Raw genomic sequence first — 18079 nt, forward strand, 5'->3', positions numbered from 1 at the left:
GGCATTCACGGCTTCTGGCGCCGGGGCTGTCGGTGGGGTCTGGTAGAGATCACGGCGTGAGCAGTTCCGAGTCCGCCGCCCTCTGGGAGCTCCCGGAGGAGCCGCCTCCCGCCAAGGCGGCGCCGTCGCGTGCCCGGAAACCGTCGAAGGCGCAGAAGCCGAAGGGTGCCCAGCAGCCCGCGCCCGAGCGGCCGATCGCGCGGATCGTCGTCGACATCCCGCTGGCGCACCTGGACCGCACCTTCGACTACCTCGTGCCGGAGAAGCTGCACGACGCCGCCGTGCCGGGGTGCCGCGTCCGCGTCCGGTTCGCCGGCCAGCTGGTCGACGGCTACCTGATCGAACGCGGCGAGACCAGCGACTACGGCAGCAAGCTGGCGTTCCTGGACCGCGTGACGTCGGCCGAGCCGGTGCTGCCGCCGTCGCTGCACGCGCTGTGCCGGTCGGTCGCCGACCGCTACGGCGGCACGTTGTCCGACGTCCTGCGGCTCGCGCTCCCGCCCCGGCACGCGAAGGCCGAGGGCGAGCCGCCGCCACCACCCGCGGCTCTCCCGGAGCCGCCCGACACCGCGGCTTGGGGGCGCTACCAGCGCGGCCCGGCGTTCCTGGAGGCCCTCGCCGAGGGCAAGCCGGCGAACGCCGTCTGGCAGGCCCTGCCGGGCGAGGACTGGCCGCGCCGGCTCGCCGAGGCCGCGGCGACGGTGGCCGCTTCGGGCCGCGGGGCCGTGCTGGTGGTGCCGGACCACCGCGATCTGACCCGGGTGTACGAGGCCTGCGCGGCGCTGGTGGGCGAGGACGCCGTGGTGGCGCTGATCGCCGGGCTCGGGCCCGCCGAGCGGTACCGGCGCTGGCTGGCCGTGCTGCGCGGTGCGGTCCGGGTGGTCGTCGGGACCCGGGCGGCGATGTTCGCGCCGGTCCACGACCCCGGGCTGTTCGCCGTCTGGGACGACGGCGACGACCTGCACCTCGACCAGCACGCGCCGTACCCCCACGTCCGGGACGTGCTGATGGACCGCGCGCACGCGGCGAAGGCGTCACTGCTGGTCGGCGGGTTCGCCCGGACGGCCGAGGCCCAGCTGCTCGTCGAATCCGGGTGGGCCGCGCCGGTGCTGGCCGAGCGCGCGGTGCTGCGGTCTGCGGCTCCCCGCGTCACCCCGGTCGGCGAGGACTTCGACCTCGCCCGCGACGAGGCCGCCCGGGTGGCGCGGCTGCCGGCGGTGGCGTTCGAGGCCGCGCGGCAGGCGTTCGCGGCGAACCTCCCGGCACTGGTGCAGGTGCCGCGACGCGGGTACGTGCCCGGCCTGGCCTGCGGGAACTGCCGGACGCCCGCGCACTGCCGCCGGTGCGCGGGGCCGCTGGCCCTGCCCGGCGGATCGCTCGACGGGCAGCCGAAACCGCCGGCGTGCCGCTGGTGCGGCGTCCCGGATACGGCGTTCCGCTGCCCGGCGTGCGGCTCGGTCCGGCTGCGCGCGGTGGTCGTCGGCGCGAAGCGGACGGCGGAGGAGCTCGGCCGCGCGTTCCCGGGCATCCCGATCCGGACGTCCGGCGCGGCAGAGGTCCTGGCGTCGGTGCCGGGCAAACCGTCGCTGGTGGTGTGCACCCCGGGTGCGGAGCCGGTGGCGGAAGGCGGCTACGGCGCGGCGCTGCTGCTCGACGGCTGGGCCCTGCTGGGCCGCCAGGACCTGCGGGCGGGGGAGGAGACCCTGCGCCGCTGGATGGCGGCGGCGGCCCTGGTCCGCCCGGCATCCGACGGCGGCCGGGTGATCGTCGGCGCGGAGGCGGGGCTCGCGGTGGTGCAGGCGCTGGTCCGCTGGGACCCGGCCTGGCACGCGGCCCAGGAGCTGGCGGAGCGCCGCGAGCTGGGCTTCCCCCCGGCGATGCGCATGGCGAGCGTCGAGGGCAGCCCCGATGCGGTGGCCGGGTTCTTGGCGGATCTCCCGTTGCCTTCGTCCGGTGAAGTACTGGGCCCGGTCCCGATCGGCGAACTCGACGAAGAGGGCAACGCGGAGCGCGAGCGGGCGTTGGTCCGCGTCTCCCGTGCCGAGGGCAAGGCCCTGGCGGCGTCCATCCACGCGGCGGCGGCCCGCCGCGACGCCCGTAAGGCAACCGAGCCGATCCGCGTCCAGGTGGACCCGCTGGACCTCATCTAGCCCCCGGCGCCCCAGTCACGCCGGTCTTCCTCCTGTGGTTCCCGGCCGGCGTCATCCGGGTATTGGGGGACCGCGCCGTTCCCCGTCGAAGACTCCGTGGCGGTTGCCTCGCGCCCGAAGAAGCCATGCTGGTCATCGAGGGGAACAGCCGCATCGGGAGGCTCGGTGGCGTCGATCGTCCGGTACCGTTCGCGGAACTCCTGGGCCAGCTCGGAGTGTCCGTGCCGCTCGGCAAGATCCGCCAACTGGTGCCCGAAGAGACTGTTCCGGGAGTCGTCCGGATCGGGCAGCAGATCGACGCCGCCACCTCGTTGTTCCGCCGCCGGATCGGCTTCGCCCGCGCCGTCGCCGACAACCGCCGGCTCCGGCGAGGTGAAGAACGACGGTGCCGGCATCGTCGGCTGCGGAGCGATTCTTTCCGGCAGGAGGTGCTGGTACAACTCGTCCACTTCCGCGTTGTTGGCGGCCGCGGAGAGCCTCGCCAGCGTTCCGAGGAGATCCACGGTCTCGCGTACCCCCTCTTCGTTTCGTGCGAGCCACCACACGACTGTGCTGCCGACATCGGTCAGGACTTCGTCGCCCAGGTAGGTGCGCATCATGCGCTGGTTCGCGATGCGTTGTTCCTGCAGCTGTTGCTGCCTGCGCAGAGTGGCAAGAGCGTTGAGGTGTTCCCGGTGTCGCTGACCGACATCGGCCTTCACGTCGGTCGCCCAAGCCTGCAGCTGCCGGTCGGCAGTGACGGCGGGCCGCCCGAGAGCCGCGGCCAGCGCATGGACCACAGCGTCGTCGTCCGGGTGGTGGGACCGGCTGATCTCCCGGGCCCGTTCCACGATCGCCGCGGTGGCGACCGCGGCCGGATCGGCGTGCCCCTGCTCGAGCCGCGGGTCGACCGGATTCCAGTGGACCGTGCACCCGAAGGTGAACGGGATGCCGTCCAGTGAGCTGGGCAGCGACATCGGGGCGACGGCTCCGCTCGGTGGCGGTCCGGGGGCCGGTGGCGGGGGCGGCGGCGTTTGCTGCGCTGCCCTCTGCTGCCGGTACGCGGCTTCCGCACGGAGCTGCGCTTGTTCGTTGCGGAAGCGGCGGCTGCGCAATCCCAGCACCGTAACGACGACGACGCTGGCTGCCACCAGAACGGTAACCCAAACGGGCCAGTCCGCGGCGAGGCCGGCGCACAAGGACAGGAGCAGGGCGATAGCGCCGCCGACGATCGTTTCGGTGATTTCCTTGCTCATCACAGCTCCTGGGAACGGACGGGCACCATCGCGCCATCGATGAGGTGTTGGAGCGTCATCGCGCTTTCCCGCCGGACTTGCCGTGCTTCCGCGTCGACCGCCCGATCCACCTGGTCACGAGCGAACGCGTAGAGCGTACTGAGCAGGTGTGCCCGCCCATGACATGCTTCGACGAGCAGGGCGGGGTGCTGGTCGAGCCAGCGTTGCACCGACGCCTCCGGCAGCGTGCCGATCCCGTCCGCGAGCAGCCGGTGCCAGAGGACACAGAGGTCGGCCTTCGCGCCGCGTTCGGCGGCCATCCGTGCGGGTATGTCCAGCGCCAGCAGGAGCGCGTTGTCGGCCGGCCGTGGGCCGACGGTGGCCAAGCGGTGGAGCAGCCATCGCTCGAAACCCCGGGCGCTGACCAAGGTGAGCAGACGCCAGTGGGCCAGAGCGCGGACGGAAGGGTCGTTGTGCCCGGTGAAGTAGTGCAGGCGCACCATCGCCTGTGTCGGCCGGTCCGGTGCGATTGTCTCGGTGCACGCTTCGATCAACACCTCGGCGAACCCGGCTTCGGTGCTCGGGTTCCGCGCGCGCTGGTAGACGAACCGGCGGAACTCCGGTGAGTACGTGGCGTCTTGCAGGCCGGCGTCCAAAACCTGGAGCGCGAGGACTTTCCGGTCGCGGTTGGTGGACCACTGGCGCGCCAGGTCTTGAAGAGGAGCGACCGGGCCCGTCGTGAGGACTTGGTCGGCGTAGTGGTCCACGAGGGCTGCGGCGACGGGTGCCTCGACGCCGGGGAGAGCGGTCACCGCCGCGACCCATTCGGCCATCCTGACGCGCAGATCCGGGAAGTAGGTCCAAAAGTGCGTTCGCACGGCCTTGTCGAGGGCCAGCTCTTTGAATTCGACGGCCTTGCGGCCGTCGGTGTGCAGTCTGACCTTCGCCATCCGCTCGGCCAAGTAGCTGCCGTCGAGGGTGTGCTTTTCCTCGCGAGGAAGGTTCACGATCCGGCTGAAGGCGTCTTCGGCTTCGACCATCACCTCCAACGTCGCGCCCGGGAGGAACGCCGAGACCACGAGCAGGGCACGAAGCCTGGGATCCTGGTGCTCGTGGAACAAAGCGGCGGCTTGCTCGCCTCGCTCGGAGTGCGCCTCCACGGCCTCGTGCGCCCACTCGGCGACCGACCCGCGCCCGGTTCTCCGGGCCACCGTCGCGGTCAACGACGCCAGTTCCGCGATTTCGCGCATCGGTGACGTCGCCAGGAACGGAACGAGGGCTTCCGGCGCCGCGAACGGCTTGGGTAGAGGAAAGCCTTCGGCGGACAGATACGCCTCGAACACCTCGACCCCCGAGGGCCGGTCGATCGGTGTGATCGCGGCGGTGAGCGATTCGGGCAACAGGGCACGTTGCTCGCGCCGGATCACCACGACGAGTCGGGCGTCGTGGTCGTCGACGGCCGCGCGGAACCCCTCGAGTTCGCGGCGGAGTCCGCGGACGTGCTCTTCATCGGTGTGGGTGAGGTCGAGGAGGAGTCGTTCACCCGGTCTGATGTCCGCTGGGTCCAAGGCGGGTTCGTCGTCTTCGCTGCGGTCGGAAAGCTCGCGCAGGCGGCCGGCATCCAAGGTCGCCTTCTCAGTGAGGCACATCAGTGCGGCGCTGCGGCGGCCGGCGCCTTCAGGGCCGGTGAGGACGAGGGTGTGCGAATCCCGTAACACACTCCCGGTCAGCGGCTCGGGCCGGATGAAACGCTGGGCGAGCCACCTGATGTGTTCCCCCGCCACGAACCGGGCCGGTCGCCGTCGCCGCATTTCCGCGACGAGGTAGTTGTATTGGTCTCCGGTGCCACCGTGGACGAAGCCCGGACCGTCGAACGTGTAGTCGTTCGGCACGGTGATCACGGCCGCAGGTCGTCGGGCCGGTTGTACTGGTCGCCGGTGCCGCCGTGGACGAAGCCGGAACCGTGGAAGGTGTAAGCGTTCCGCGGTCCGTCCCCCGGCTGGTCCGGCTCGCCGCCGCGGCGGGCTTCGTCCTCGGCGGCCGCCGGATCGGCGATGCGCGACAGGAACCCGTCGCGAAGCAGGTCGCCGCTGGGAGAAGGCACCCGGAGATAGCCGGTGTCGACCAGCTTCTTGACCTCGACCGGCGCGGGCACGTAGTGCTCGGGCGCGTCCGCCGCGTATCCCGAGAGCACGGCGTCCTGGTACGCGCGGGCGGAGACGATCGCCGCCACCCGGGTCATGGGACCGGACCGGTTCAGCAGCTCACGGACCGGCGCTGCGTCGAGCAGCCGATGCGTTTCGATGCGAGCAGTTCCGCTCCCTTCGCTGAGCAGTCCCTGCCCCGAATCGGTCACCGGACCGACGTGGACGCTGACGCGCATCCGCAACGGCACCGGGTCGGCGTCCACTTCGTCGCGGTAAAGGAGTTCCTCCTGCAGAGCAGAGAGGAACGGGTTCAGCAAGAACGGCAGCACGGCCGAGGGCAGCCCGAGCGCATAGCCGTCGCCGGTGCCAAAGCCGAACCGCTTCTCCGCCCATGCGTCGGCGAGGCCGCACCGCTGGAACGCGGAACGCAGGATCGTCGGCACCGCATCGGTGATCCGGGCGTGGTCCTTTCCGAGGGTGCCGCTGAAGTCCCTGATGTCCACGGCGAGCAGGGCCCGGTAGGGAGGCAGTTCAGTGGTTGTTCGCGTCACGTGCTTCTCCTTGTCGTCGAGCTCCGACGACGAGGGTGGCGAGGATCGCAAGCGTGTACTGTCCGCCGCCGGACAGTTGAAAAGTGATCTGTATCACACTCCCGCGGAGGCCTTCAGTACCTCGAGGTCGGAAACCATCAGACGCGGCCCGGTTCGAAGCGCGCCGATCTCGCGGAGCCGGTGCAGGTGCAGGGCGACGGTGCTGCGCGCCATGCCCAGCGCGTCGGCTACCTCCTGCTGGGAGAACGGGATCCGGTCCGGGTTGGCCGATGACCAGTCGGCGAGTGCGACGACCTCGAGTAGCAGGCGCGCGATTTTGCGTTCGGGGCCGAAGTGCACGAGTTCCACCTGGTATGGCACCGTCTGGGAGAGTTTCGTGACCAGGTAATCGGTAAGGGCCGGATGTCCGTCGTACCTGTTCAGGAACGCGTTGAACCGGTCGACGGAAAGGACGCGGGCCGTGCAGCGATCGATCGTTTCGACGGTGGCCGTGCGTTTCGACAGCCGCCGGGCGGCGATCTCGCCGACCAGATCTCCGGCTCCGCGCAGGGTGATCAGCAGTTGTCCGCCGTCGGGTTCGGTGCCGAGGACCTTGACGCGTCCGGAAACCAGGGCGAGAACCGCCGAGCCCGGATCGCCCTGCTGGAGCAGGCGGCTTCCCGGCGGGTACACCCGCTCGACGCCATGGTTCAGGAGCCGGTTCCATCGGTCCTCTCCCAGAAGCGCGCGAAACCCACGTGTCACACTTGGTGATATACCCTTTACGACTCGTGCGCACAATGACGAATCGCGCGCGGTAACTTCCGCCGGATCAGCGGCCCAACACCGTGCCTGACAAGGATTCCAGCGCCGCCTGCGGGGATTCTGCTTGCTGCGGGCGGATTTCCGGGCCGGGTCCGCCCGCGGCGGCCGCCGTCAACGAAATCACCTGGGCCGCGATCGCCTGCCGGCGGGATTCGAACGCCGGGTCCGTCAACCCCGTCGGCTGGCCCAGCACCGGTGTGTGCAGGTGACCGCCCGCCACCGACGTCAGGCCCAGTCCCAGCCGGAGCCGGTTCGCCCGGAACATCGATTCGTTGGACAGGTAGTTCCCGCCGCCGCCCGAAGCCGCGATCTCCCCGGGCGCCGGGGCGTCCGAACGGCACACCGGCGTGCCCGTGCCCGGGTGCGCCGCGTCCGGCCACACGCAGAACGCCTGGTTGAAGTTCACCGGGTAGGCGCCGGGCACCTCGAGCATCCGCGAGTACGGCAGCGTCGTCTCGATGAACTGGACGTCCGGCTGCGGCCAGCCCGCCGCCGGCGGGACTCCGCCCGTCACCGACGCGTCGTTGTTGTCCGGGAAGCCGCCGCGCCAGGCGCCCGCCCAGCGTTCGACGTCGAACCGGCCCGGGCGGCCCTGGCTGATCGTCAGCACGACGTCCGGCCGCCGTGCCCGGTCGCGCAGAGCCGGGCCGTACGCCGCCTCGACGATGCCTTCGTCGAAGTACCCCCACACCACCGGGAAGCTCACCGCCTGGACCACGGCCGGGCCCGAGGGGGTGTCGAGGACCCGGCCGTCCAGCTGCAGCGCCGACGCCCCGGCGGGGTTCGAAATCGTGAGCCCCGGGCCGTTCAGCTGGAACGGGTCGAAGCCGCTCACCATGACCCGCCGCGTCTTCCCGAGCGGGAACCGGACGTCGTCGAGGCCGCGGGAGCCGCGGTCGAACGCCGTGAGCAGGGCCTTCCGGTCCGGCAGCGGGAACGACGGCCGCCACTGCCGGAGCGCGCTGCTCAGCTGCAGCCGGGCCCAGTACAGCGGCCGGTCGTCGAACCGGTCGAGGGTGCCGAGATCGGGACGGCGGCCCTGGGCGCGGTCGACGGCCGTCCGCCACAGCCGGGCGCCGGCCTGCGTGACGACGCGTTCGGCCCGGCGGGGGGTGCGCGCCGCGCAGAGGTCGTGCTTCACGTCGGCGACGAACGGGTCGAGCCCGGCCAGCCGGACGAGCTCGGGCCCGACGGCGGGCCCGCCGGCCGGCAGGGTGGCGGTCAGGCGTTGTTCCTCCACGGTCAGCGGCGCGGCCGGGTCGAAGCAGCCGGGCGCGGCCACGGCGGTGCCGGGAAGCGCGAAAAGCGGAACGGCGGCGAGCAGGGGGAGCAGAGCGGACAGGCGCACGGGATTCCCTCCACGGCGTGGGTGACGCGGTCGAGTCTTCCGGCGACCGCGCCACCCGCGTAACCCGCATAAGTCGGGAACGGCTCGGGAAATCAGCCCGTCGCCAGCACCTTCAGGCGCGTGATGTCCGCGCTGAACGTGTCCTGGTCGATCGGCGAGGAGCTGTACTGCCAGAACGTGTAGAAGCCCCAGTTGTACGGCAGTGTGCCCGCCGACGACGCGTAGCGCGCCACCCACAACGGGTTCGTCGAGCTGAAGTCGCCGGTGTTGCCGGTGCACTGGCTCCACCAGTTCGTCGCCGTGTAGATCACCGGCCAGCGGGTCGTCTTCGCGTGGTACTCGTCGCTGAACGCCTTGATCCACGCCACCATCTGCGCCGGGGTCTTGCCGTAGCAGGCGTTGTCCGGGCCCCACTCGATGTCGAGCGTGCCCGGCAGCGTCTTGCCGTCCTTCGACCAGCCACCGCCGTGGGCGACGAAGTAGTCGGCCTGGGCCGCGCCGCCGGAGGTGTCCGGACGGCCGTAGTGGTACGCGCCGCGGATCATGCCGACGTTGTAGGAGCCCGTGTACTGCTGGCTGAAGTACGCGTTCTGGTAGCCGGTGCCCTCGGTCGCCTTGACGTAGGCGAACTTCTTGCCCGCGCTCCAGTACGACGCCCAGTTCACGGTGCCCTGGTAAGCGCTTACATCGATGCCGGGAACGCTCGCGTCCACCGACGCCGGGGCCAACCCGGCCGGTGCCGCCCCGTCATGGGCGCGGATCGCCGCGCCCATTTCGTGGTTGCCGGTGGCGTCCTGTTCGGGAAGCGGCGGCGACGCCTCGGCGGTGCCGGCGGTCACGACCAGCAGGGCGGTCGAGACCGTGAGCGCGGCGCCGAGCAGGCGGCGCCACCCCCTTCGCGGTGCGGTCATCTTCGGTTGTCCTTTCGCTTGCCCTCGCGGTGCGCGGTGTGCAGGCCGCGCCGCACGATTCTGTTACAGCGAGGGCCGCAGCGTCACTGCTCCATGTGAATCAATTTCGCGAACCCCTAAAGTGCGTGAAAAGTTGACAATGCGGGCGAATCGCGCCCTTGGTGTCTTGTAGCCGCCTGGCGCGAGGGGCAGACTCGCCCGCATGCCCGCGCACAGAAGCCGCCGAATCCTCGTCATCGCCGCTGCCGCCGCGCTCGTCACCACCGTCGCGAGCGGACCGGCCACCGCGGCCACCCCCACCCCGAAGTCACCGGTCGCCACCGGCTTCGGGGGCGCCGTGGCCAGCATCGACGCCGACGCCACCGCGATCGGCACCCAGGTCCTGCGCGACGGCGGGAACGCCGTCGACGCCGCCGTCGCGGTCGCCGCCGCGCTCGGCGTCACCGATCCGTTCTCCGCCGGGGTCGGCGGCGGCGGGTTCTTCGTCTACTACGACGCCAAGACCCACCGCGTGCACACCCTCGACGGCCGCGAAACCGCGCCGAAGACCGCCGACGAAAACCTCTTCGTCGAGAACGGCCAGCCGCTGCCGTTCGCCGACGCCGTCACCAGCGGTCTGAGCGTCGGCGTGCCCGGCACACCCGCGACCTGGGCCGAGGCGCTGCGCAAGTGGGGGACGCGGCCGCTGGCGAAGGCGCTGAAGCCCGCGGAGAACCTCGCGCGCAAGGGCTTCGTCGTCGACCCGACGTTCCAGACGCAGATCGCGAACAACGCCGCGCGGTTCTCCGCGTTCCCGTCGACACGGTCGCTGTACCTGCCGGGCGGCGCGCCGCCGGCACCCGGGACCGTCTTCAAGAACCCCGACCTGGCCGCCACGTACGCGCAGCTCGAGCGCTACGGCGTCGACGCGCTGTACCACGGCCCGATCGGCGCGGACATCGCCAAGACCGTGCAGAAACCGCCGGTCGACCCGGCCTCGACGCTGAACGTCCGGCCCGGGAAGCTGACCACCGGCGACCTCGCCGCCTACGACGTGATCGAGCGCCGCCCGACCCACGCGACCTACCGCGGGCTCGACGTCTACGGCATGCCGGCGCCGTCGTCGGGCGGGCTGACGGTCGGCGAAGCGCTCAACATCCTCGAGAACTTCGACCTCAAGCACGCGAGCAAGGCCGACTACCTGCAGTACTTCCTGGAGTCGACCCGGTTCGCCTTCGCCGACCGCAACCGCTGGATCGGCGACCCGGCCTTCGTCGACGTCCCGGCGCGCGAGCTGCTCAGCCAGCGCTTCGCCGACTCGCGGGCGTGCCTGATCTCGAAGGACAAGGCCGCGACCAGCCCGGTCGCCCCGGCCGACCCGAGGCACCCGGTGCCGTGCGCCGCGGGCGCGACCGCCGCGCCGACGCCGTACGAAGGCGAGAACACCACCCACCTCACGGTCGCCGACAAGTGGGGCAACGTCGTCGCCTACACGCTGACCATCGAGCAGGAGGGCGGCAGCGGCATCGTCGTGCCGGGCCGCGGGTTCCTGCTCAACAACGAGCTGACCGACTTCTCGTTCACGCCGGTGACGCCGGGCGTGCCCGACCCGAACCTGCCGGGCCCGGGCAAGCGCCCCCGCTCGTCGATGGCGCCGACGATCGTGCTCGACCACGGACGCCCGTTCTTCGCGGCCGGTTCGCCGGGCGGCGCGTCGATCATCACGACGGTGCTCCAGGTGATCCTCGGCCGCGTCGACCGCGGCTTGTCCCTGGAGGACGCCATCGCGGCGCCGCGCGCGTCCCAGCGGAACTCGGCGGCCGCCCAGGTGGAGCAGGCGTTCCTCGACCAGCCGGAGACGGCGGCGCTGAGGGCCCGCGGTCAGGGCTTCTCGACGGCACCGGCGGAGATCGGCGCGGCAACGGGAGTCGAGCGCCTGCGCGACGGCCGCTGGCTGGCGGCGGCGGAACCGGTCCGGCGCGGCCAGGGCGCGGCCCAGGTGGTGTGGCCAGCCGGCTGGTAGCGGCCGCCCCGAGGCGGCCCCCGCCCTCTCCGGGGGACCGGCCCCGGCTCCAGTGTATCGAGGGGGGCCGACGAAAAGCCGGGAAAGACCGTGGCCAGGCCCGGTTGTCCACATCACGGTGACCCTGTGGACAACCAGGCCTGAGCTGGGCGCGCCCCGGTGAAGGGGGCCTTCTAGACTCGGCCTTGATGTTCCAGCCACCTGAAACCCTGCTTCCGCCGGGGGTGGGCCGATGAAGCTCGTCTTCGCCGGCACTCCCGACCCGGCGGTCCCCGCCCTGCGCGCCCTGCTCGATTCCGGCCGGCACGAGGTCGTTGCCGTGGTCACCCGGCCCGATGCGCAGGCCGGGCGCGGCCGGCGGGTCGTCCGGTCGCCCGTCGGTGCGCTTGCCGACGAACACGGCATCGAAGTCCTGACGCCCGCGCGCGCCGGCGATCCGGCTTTTCTCGCGCGCCTGGCCGAGCTCGCGCCGGATGCCTGCCCGGTCGTCGCCTACGGGGCGCTGCTGCCGCAGCCGGCCCTCGACATCCCGCGGCTCGGCTGGGTGAACCTGCACTTCTCGCTGCTGCCCGCGTGGCGGGGGGCCGCGCCCGTGCAGGCCGCGATCCGCGCCGGGGACGAGATCACCGGCGCCTCGACCTTCCGGATCGTCAAGGAACTGGACGCCGGCCCGGTCTACGGCGTCGTCACCGAGACGATCGGGGCCACCGACACCGCCGGCGCGCTGCTCGGGCGGCTCGCGGAGTCCGGGGCCAAGCTGCTGCTGTCCACCATGGACGGCCTGGCCGACGGCAGCCTGGTCGCGCGGGAGCAACCCGCCGAGGGGGTCAGCTACGCGCCGAAGGTCACGGTCGAGGACGCGCGGGTGTCCTTCGCCGACCCGGCCTCGGCGGTCGACCGGCAGATCCGGTCGGTCACCCCCGAACCGGGCGCGTGGGCGGAGTTCCGCGGGGAACGGTTCAAGCTCGGCCCGGTCACGGTGCTCGACGAACCCGGCCCGCCGCCGGGCGAGATCGTGGTCGAACGCAAACGGGTGCTGGTCGGGACGGCGACGAAGCCGTTGCGGCTCGGCGAGGTCCAGGCACCCGGCAAGAAACGGATGGCGGCCACCGACTGGGCGCGCGGTACGAGGATCGACCAGGGAGAGCGCCTCCGGTGAACGACCACAAGGAACGACGTCCGTCACGGCCGCAGCGGGGCCGTCCGGCACCGCGCAAGGAAGGGCCGCGCCGCCCGCCCGAGGTGGACCCGGCCCGGCAGGCCGCGTTCGACGTCCTCGCCGCCGTCCGGACGAAGGACGCCTACGCCAACCTGGTCCTGCCGGACCTGCTGCGCGAGCGGCGGATCACCGGCCGGGACGCGGCGCTGGCCACCGAGCTGACGTACGGCACGTCGCGGGCGCAGGGCCTGCTCGACGCGATCATCGAGTCCTGCGCCGAGCGGCCGCTGTCCAAGACCGACCCCGCGGTGCTCGACGCGCTGCGCCTCGGCGTCTACCAGCTGCTGCGCACGCGCATCCCCGAGCACGCCGCCGTCACGTCCACTGTGGACCTCGTGCGCGCGGAAGCGGGTTCGTGGGCCACGGGGTTCGCCAACGCCATCCTGCGCAAGGTGTCCGAAAAGGACGAGCAGACCTGGCTGGACGAGCTGGCGCCCGACGAGGGCACCGACCCGATCGGCGCCTTCGCGCTGCGCACCGCGCACCCGCGCTGGATCGCCCGGTCGTTCGCCGAAGCGCTGGGGGACAAAGGCGCGGAGCTGAAGGCCGCGCTCGAAGCCGACGACGCGCGGCCCGAGGTGCACCTCGTGGCCCGCCCCGGTGAGATCAGCGCCGACGAGCTCGCCGCGATCACCGGCGGCGACCCGGCGCCGTACTCGCCCTACGGCGTCCGGCTGCCCGCCGGCGCCGGCGACCCGGCCGACGTCGAGCCCGTCCGCGAGCGGCTGGCCGCGGTGCAGGACGAGGGCAGCCAGCTCTGCGCGATCGCCGCGACGAAGGTGCCTCTCGAAGGCTCGGACGAACGCTGGCTCGACCTGTGCGCCGGCCCCGGCGGCAAGGCGACGATGCTCGGCTCGCTGGCGGCGCTGAGCGGGGCGACCGTCGACGCCGTGGAGAAGGCGCCGCACCGCGCGAAGCTCGTCGAGAAGGCCACGATCGGCCTGCCGGTGAAGGTGCACGTGGGCGACGGCCGCGAAAGCGGCCTGGAGCCGGGCTACGACCGGATCCTCGTCGACGCGCCGTGCAGCGGCCTCGGCGCGCTGCGGCGGCGGCCGGAGGCGCGCTGGCGGCGTCAGCCGTCCGACGTCGCCGACCTCACGAAGCTGCAGGGCGAGCTGATCACCGCGGCCTACGCCCTGTTGCGGCCCGGTGGCGCGCTCACCTACGTCGTCTGCTCGCCGCACCTCGCCGAAACCGAGGGCGTCTTCGCGGAGACGGCGCGGCGGCTGAAGGGCGAGGTGCTGGACGCGCGCGCGTTCTTCCCCGACGTCCCGCAGCTCGGTGCCGGGCCGTACGTGCAGCTGTGGCCGCACCGCCACGGCACGGACGCGATGTTCTGCGCCGTGCTCCGCAAACCGTGACGGGCCGACCGTGAGAGATCTCGGGCTGGTCGCCAGCTCGTGCGGCGGACTGGACGTCCGGTTCGCCGCCGAGCTGGCGAAACCCGCCGCGGCCCGCGGCTGGCGGCCGGCGATCACGCTGACGCCGGCCGCGATGCGCTGGCTGGAGTCCACCGGTGGCCTCGACGACCTCGCCGCGTGCACGGACCTGCCGGTCCGCAGCGTGTCCCGGCTGCCCGGCGAACCGCGGCCGCACCCCGATCCGGAGGTGTTCCTCTTCGCCCCGGCGTCGGCCAACTCGGTCGCCAAGCTCGCGCTCGGCATCGCGGACAACCAGGCCCTGACCGTGCTCGGCGACGTGCTGGGTGCGCCGGGGACCACGATCGTCGTGGCGTACCAGATCCAGGACACCCGGGTGCACCACCCGGCGTGGCAGCGCCACCTCGACACCCTCGCGGGCGCCGGGGTGACGCTGCACCGCCTGGACGTCCGGCGGCCGTGGACCGAGGCCCTGGACCTACTGCCCTGAGCAGGCGGCGGCGTCGAAGGCGGCCATCACGTGCGCCGACGCGCCGTCCGGCAGCGGGTCCTGGTTCGCCACGAGCGTCACCCGGTGGTCGTTCGCGGCCACCCCGGACATCGTCGTGAAGCCCGGAATCGACCCGCCGTGCCCCCAGGCCACGCCGCCGCAGGACAGCGGGATGCTGCCCAGCCCCAGGCCGTAGCCGGCACCCGGGATGCCCAGCTCGGCCGGGACCGTGCGCTGCATCTCCGCCAGCTCGGCCGGGCGCAGCAGCCGCCCGGCCAGGAGTGCGCCGTAGAACCGGTCGAGGTCGGACGGCGTCGTGACCAGGCCGCCCGCCGCGCCGGCGATCGTCGCGTCGAAGTCGCTGAAGTCGACCAGCTGCCCGCTGACGGGCGTGTAGCCGACGGCGTGCGGCGCGGGCAGCTTCTCGTCGCCGCGGCGGGGGAGGTAGGTGCCGTGCAGGCCCAGCGGCCGGGTGATCCGGCGGGCGATCTCGCCACCGAGGTCACGCCCGGTCACGCGTTCGGCGATCATCCCGGCCACGATGTAGTTGGTGTTGGAGTACGACCACTTCGCGCCGGGCGGGAACAGCGGCGGGTGCTTCAGCGCCATCGCCAGCAGCTCGGCCGGTTCGGCGCCGCGGTGGCGCAGCGTTTCCGGGTCGACGCCGGCCAAGTCCTGCGTGTAGTTGTAGAGCCCGCTGGTGTGCTGGAGCAGCTGCCGCACGGTGATCCGGGGGTCGGGGAGCGCGCCCGGCAGGTACCGCTCGACCGGGGCGTCCAGCTTCACCCGGCCTTCGCCGACCAGCTGCAGGACCACCGTCGCGACGAACGTCTTCGTGACGCTGCCCGCGCGGAACGAGCCGTCACGCGGGAACGGCTTCCCGGTGAGGACGTCGCCGGTGCCGCTGCGCACGACCCGCGTCCGCCGGCCGTCCTGGACGACGGCTTCGGCGCCCGGCACGCCGTCTTGGGCGGTGAGGACGTCGAGGCTGTCCTGCACCGGATCCGCCGTGGTGGCGAGCGCGGGTGCGGCGGTGGTGGCGGCGAGCAGCGCGACGAGCGTGCCGACGGCGACGGTTCGCTTGCCGCGTAAGGACTTTCGCATGGATGAACCCCCTGGTGTCTCGATCCCCCACGCTAGGGGAACCGGGCCACCCGGCGGGATGGGGCAGACCACCGGATCTTCCTGGGGTAAACCCCACCTCCACTCGGGTCAGCGGCCGGCGACGTGCCCCGGCCGCACCACCCCGGCCTCGTACGCGATGACCACGGCCTGGCTGCGGTTGCCGGCACCGAGCTTGGCGAAGATGTTGCCCACGTGCGTCTTCACCGTCTCCAGGCTGATCACCAGCGCGACCGCGATGTCCTGATTGGACAGTCCGGTGGCGATGAGCCGGAGCACTTCGGCTTCACGGCGGGTGAGCGTCTTCGCCGCCCGGGCGTGCTCGCCGCTCGCGAGCCGTCCGTGCACCAGCCGCCGGATCGCCGCCGGGAACAGCAGCGACTCACCGGCGGCGACCGTCCGCACGGCGTGCGCGATCTCCTCCTTGCGGGCCCGCTTCAGCAGGAACCCGCTGGCCCCGGCCAGCAGCGCCTCGTGCACGTAGTCGTCGTTGTCGAACGTCGTGACGACCAGGATCTTCGGGGGGTCCGCGAGCGCCGCGAGCACCTGTCGGGTGGCCTCGATGCCGTCCGTGCCGGGCATCCGGACGTCCATCAGCACGACGTCCGGCCGGGTCCGCCGCACCGCTTCCAGGACCTCGCCGCCGTCGGCCGCCTCGCCGACCACCGGCAGGCCCTGCTGTTCCAGCAGCGCCCGCAGCCCGGTGCGGACCAGCGGCTCGTCGTCGGCGAGCAGCACCGACGGCGTCACGCGCCCGCCCGCAGCGGGATGGTCGCGTTCAGCCGCCACTGCCGGCCGTCCGGGCCGGCGTCGAGCTCGCCGCGCAGGGCTTCGACGCGCTCGGCGAGCCCGGCCAGCCCGCGCCGCCCGGTCCGCGGCCCGTCGCCGGCCAGCGCGTTGACGACCGCGATGCCGAGGCGGTCCGGCCCGGCCTCGACCCGGACGTCGACCGCGCCGGGACCGGCGTGGCGCAGTGCGTTCGTCAAGCCCTCCTGGACGATCCGGTAGCCCTCACGCGACACCGTGGCGGGCAGCGCGGCGACCGGCCCGGTGACGGCCAGGCGGACGTCGAGCCCGGCTTCGCGGGCCCGCACGGCGAGGACGTCCACTTCGGCCAGCGTCCGCGTCGGCGCCTTCGCGGCCGGCTCCTCGCGAAGCAGGCCCAGGACGTGGTCGAGGTCTTCGAGGGCGTTGCGGGAAACTTCTTCGATCGTGCCGAGTGCGCGCCGGACCTGGGCCGGGTCCGCCTCGACCAGGTCGGCCGCGGCCGCCGCCTGGATGGTCGACGTCGTGAGCGTGTGCCCGATGGAGTCGTGCAGCTCGCGGGCCAGGCGGTTGCGCTGGGCGAGCACGGCCGAGCGCCGTTCGGCCAGCGCGGCGCGTTCGGTCGCCGAAGGGCTCAGCAGCGCCGTCGCGCCGGCCCGGAACACGGGGGTGGCGGCCGCGGCGACCAGCAGCGCGAGCGCCAGCATGCCGAGCGCGACCGGCACCGTCCACGCGCCGGCGACGGCGGTCGTGCCGAAGAACGCGAACTGTCCCTGGTCGCCGTTCAGCCACATCACCGGGATGAAGACGCCGATCAGCAGCACGCCTTCCACCGCGAGCAGCAGCACGCCCAGCCCGGCGTGCAGCACCAGCCAGGCGGCCGAGCGCAGCCGGTCCGGCCAGGCGGGCCGCACCCGGCCGGGCGACGGCAGCTCGGTGCCGAGCACCGCGTTGGCGACGGCGACGCCGAAGCGCCGCATGGGCCCGCTCAGCCCGGCCACCGCCAGCACCGTGGCGACCGGCACCAGCGCGAGGACGAACAGCAGCCGGGGCGTACCGGGGAACAACGCGGCGACGAGGGCGAACGGCATCGCGGGCAGCGCCAGCGCCATCCCGAGCAGGGCATAGGGCACGCTGCGGTAACCATCGGGGCGCAGCAGGGATCTCGCGAAACCGGACATGCCGCCGAGATTAGGGTGCGCCGGTGCCGCGTGACCTCCCTCTCCGGAGCCAGATCCTGGTCACAACCGGTTAGCGAGCGTTAGCGCGGTCCTCCTACACTCGGAACGTGGCAGACCGACCTTTGATCGCACCCAGCATCCTCGCGGCGGACTTCGCCCGGCTCGGCGAAGAGATCGCCGCCGTCGCCGGCGGTGGGGAGACCCGCGCCGACTGGGTCCACGTCGACGTCATGGACGCGCACTTCGTGCCCAACCTGACCCTGGGCCTGCCCGTGGCCAAGGCCCTGATCGACAGCACCGACCTGCCGATCGACTGCCACCTGATGATCGACGACCCGGACCGCTGGGCGACCGGGTACGCCGAGGCCGGCGCCTACAACGTCACCGTGCACGCCGAGGCCGCGAAGGACCCGGTGGCGCTGGCGAAGAACCTGCGCGCCGCGGGCGCGAAGGCCGGCCTCTCGATCAAACCGGGCACCGCGCTCGAGCCGTGGCTCGACGCGCTCAAGCACTACGACACGCTGCTGGTCATGTCGGTCGAGCCGGGCTTCGGCGGGCAGTCGTTCATCCCGGACGTCCTGGAGAAGGTCCGCACGGCGCGGCGGCTGGTCGACACCGGGCACCTCAAGCTGATCGTCGAGATCGACGGCGGGATCAACGCCGAGACCATCGAACAGGCCGCCGAGGCGGGCGTCGACTGCTTCGTCGCCGGATCCGCCGTCTACGGCGCCGCCGACCCGGGCAAGGCGGTCGCCGCGCTGCGCGAACAGGCGGCCCGCGGCCGGGCCGGCTGAAC

The 18079-nt window shown here is 72.6% G+C and carries 15 protein-coding genes; 6 read left to right on the forward strand and 9 right to left on the reverse strand.

Annotated features, from left to right (window positions below; genetic code table 11):
- Positions 1 to 56 precede the first annotated feature (56 nt).
- Positions 57 to 2150, forward strand: coding sequence for a primosomal protein N' (locus AB0M80_RS22825; protein WP_364568136.1), 2094 nt, complete (start codon positions 57 to 59; stop codon positions 2148 to 2150).
- Here AB0M80_RS22825 and AB0M80_RS22830 read toward each other — a convergent pair.
- From AB0M80_RS22830 to AB0M80_RS22855, 6 genes are all read right to left on the reverse strand, one after another.
- Entirely contained in the window at positions 2147 to 3385 is a 1239-nt protein-coding gene (locus AB0M80_RS22830) for a hypothetical protein (RefSeq protein ID WP_364568138.1), read from the reverse strand. The genes AB0M80_RS22825 and AB0M80_RS22830 overlap by 4 nt on opposite strands.
- On the reverse strand, positions 3385 to 5265 hold the full coding sequence (locus AB0M80_RS22835; protein WP_364568141.1) for a hypothetical protein: 1881 nt from the start codon (positions 5263 to 5265) through the stop codon (positions 3385 to 3387). Before AB0M80_RS22835 ends, AB0M80_RS22830 begins: the two co-directional genes overlap by 1 nt.
- Positions 5262 to 6062, reverse strand: coding sequence for a hypothetical protein (locus AB0M80_RS22840; protein ID WP_364568144.1), 801 nt, complete (start codon positions 6060 to 6062; stop codon positions 5262 to 5264). Before AB0M80_RS22840 ends, AB0M80_RS22835 begins: the two co-directional genes overlap by 4 nt.
- A 93-nt stretch (positions 6063 to 6155) precedes the next feature.
- The gene (locus AB0M80_RS22845) at positions 6156 to 6806 is read right to left on the reverse strand and encodes a Crp/Fnr family transcriptional regulator (RefSeq protein ID WP_364568147.1); all 651 of its coding nucleotides are present in this window, start codon (positions 6804 to 6806) and stop codon (positions 6156 to 6158) included.
- A gap of 67 nt (positions 6807 to 6873) precedes the next feature.
- Positions 6874 to 8214, reverse strand: coding sequence for a hypothetical protein (locus AB0M80_RS22850; RefSeq protein WP_364568150.1), 1341 nt, complete (start codon positions 8212 to 8214; stop codon positions 6874 to 6876).
- 92 nt (positions 8215 to 8306) lie between these two features.
- Positions 8307 to 9125 (reverse strand): lysozyme, encoded by an 819-nt coding sequence (locus AB0M80_RS22855; RefSeq protein WP_364568153.1) that lies wholly within the window; start codon positions 9123 to 9125, stop codon positions 8307 to 8309.
- Between the two features lie 202 nt (positions 9126 to 9327).
- On the opposite strand from AB0M80_RS22855, the gene ggt reads away from it, so the two are divergent.
- From ggt to AB0M80_RS22875, 4 genes are all read left to right on the forward strand, one after another.
- Positions 9328 to 11127 (forward strand): gamma-glutamyltransferase, encoded by a 1800-nt coding sequence (ggt, locus tag AB0M80_RS22860; RefSeq protein ID WP_364568156.1) that lies wholly within the window; start codon positions 9328 to 9330, stop codon positions 11125 to 11127.
- Positions 11128 to 11359: 232 nt separating this feature from the next.
- Entirely contained in the window at positions 11360 to 12286 is a 927-nt protein-coding gene (fmt, locus tag AB0M80_RS22865) for a methionyl-tRNA formyltransferase (protein ID WP_364568159.1), read from the forward strand.
- Positions 12283 to 13707: a transcription antitermination factor NusB gene (locus tag AB0M80_RS22870; protein WP_364568162.1), complete on the forward strand. Its 1425-nt coding sequence runs from the start codon at positions 12283 to 12285 to the stop codon at positions 13705 to 13707. Before fmt ends, AB0M80_RS22870 begins: the two co-directional genes overlap by 4 nt.
- Before the next feature lie 10 nt (positions 13708 to 13717).
- Positions 13718 to 14215 carry a flavoprotein gene (locus tag AB0M80_RS22875; protein WP_364568165.1) on the forward strand — a complete coding sequence of 166 codons (498 nt, stop codon included), beginning with the start codon at positions 13718 to 13720 and terminating at the stop codon, positions 14213 to 14215.
- Here the strand turns inward: AB0M80_RS22875 and AB0M80_RS22880 are convergent.
- From AB0M80_RS22880 to AB0M80_RS22890, 3 genes are all read right to left on the reverse strand, one after another.
- Positions 14204 to 15319, reverse strand: coding sequence for a serine hydrolase domain-containing protein (locus AB0M80_RS22880; protein WP_364568168.1), 1116 nt, complete (start codon positions 15317 to 15319; stop codon positions 14204 to 14206). The genes AB0M80_RS22875 and AB0M80_RS22880 overlap by 12 nt on opposite strands.
- A 108-nt stretch (positions 15320 to 15427) precedes the next feature.
- Complete coding sequence (locus AB0M80_RS22885) at positions 15428 to 16087, reverse strand: response regulator transcription factor (protein WP_364568170.1); 660 nt, start codon at positions 16085 to 16087, stop codon at positions 15428 to 15430.
- Positions 16084 to 17283 (reverse strand): histidine kinase, encoded by a 1200-nt coding sequence (locus tag AB0M80_RS22890; RefSeq protein ID WP_364568173.1) that lies wholly within the window; start codon positions 17281 to 17283, stop codon positions 16084 to 16086. Before AB0M80_RS22890 ends, AB0M80_RS22885 begins: the two co-directional genes overlap by 4 nt.
- A gap of 122 nt (positions 17284 to 17405) precedes the next feature.
- Between AB0M80_RS22890 and rpe the strand changes: the two genes are divergently transcribed.
- Positions 17406 to 18077: a ribulose-phosphate 3-epimerase gene (rpe, locus tag AB0M80_RS22895; protein WP_364568573.1), complete on the forward strand. Its 672-nt coding sequence runs from the start codon at positions 17406 to 17408 to the stop codon at positions 18075 to 18077.
- Positions 18078 to 18079: the final 2 nt, after the last annotated feature.

Source organism: Amycolatopsis sp. NPDC051045, from assembly GCF_040682955.1.
In the GTDB taxonomy this organism is placed as follows: Bacteria; Actinomycetota; Actinomycetes; order Mycobacteriales; family Pseudonocardiaceae; genus Amycolatopsis.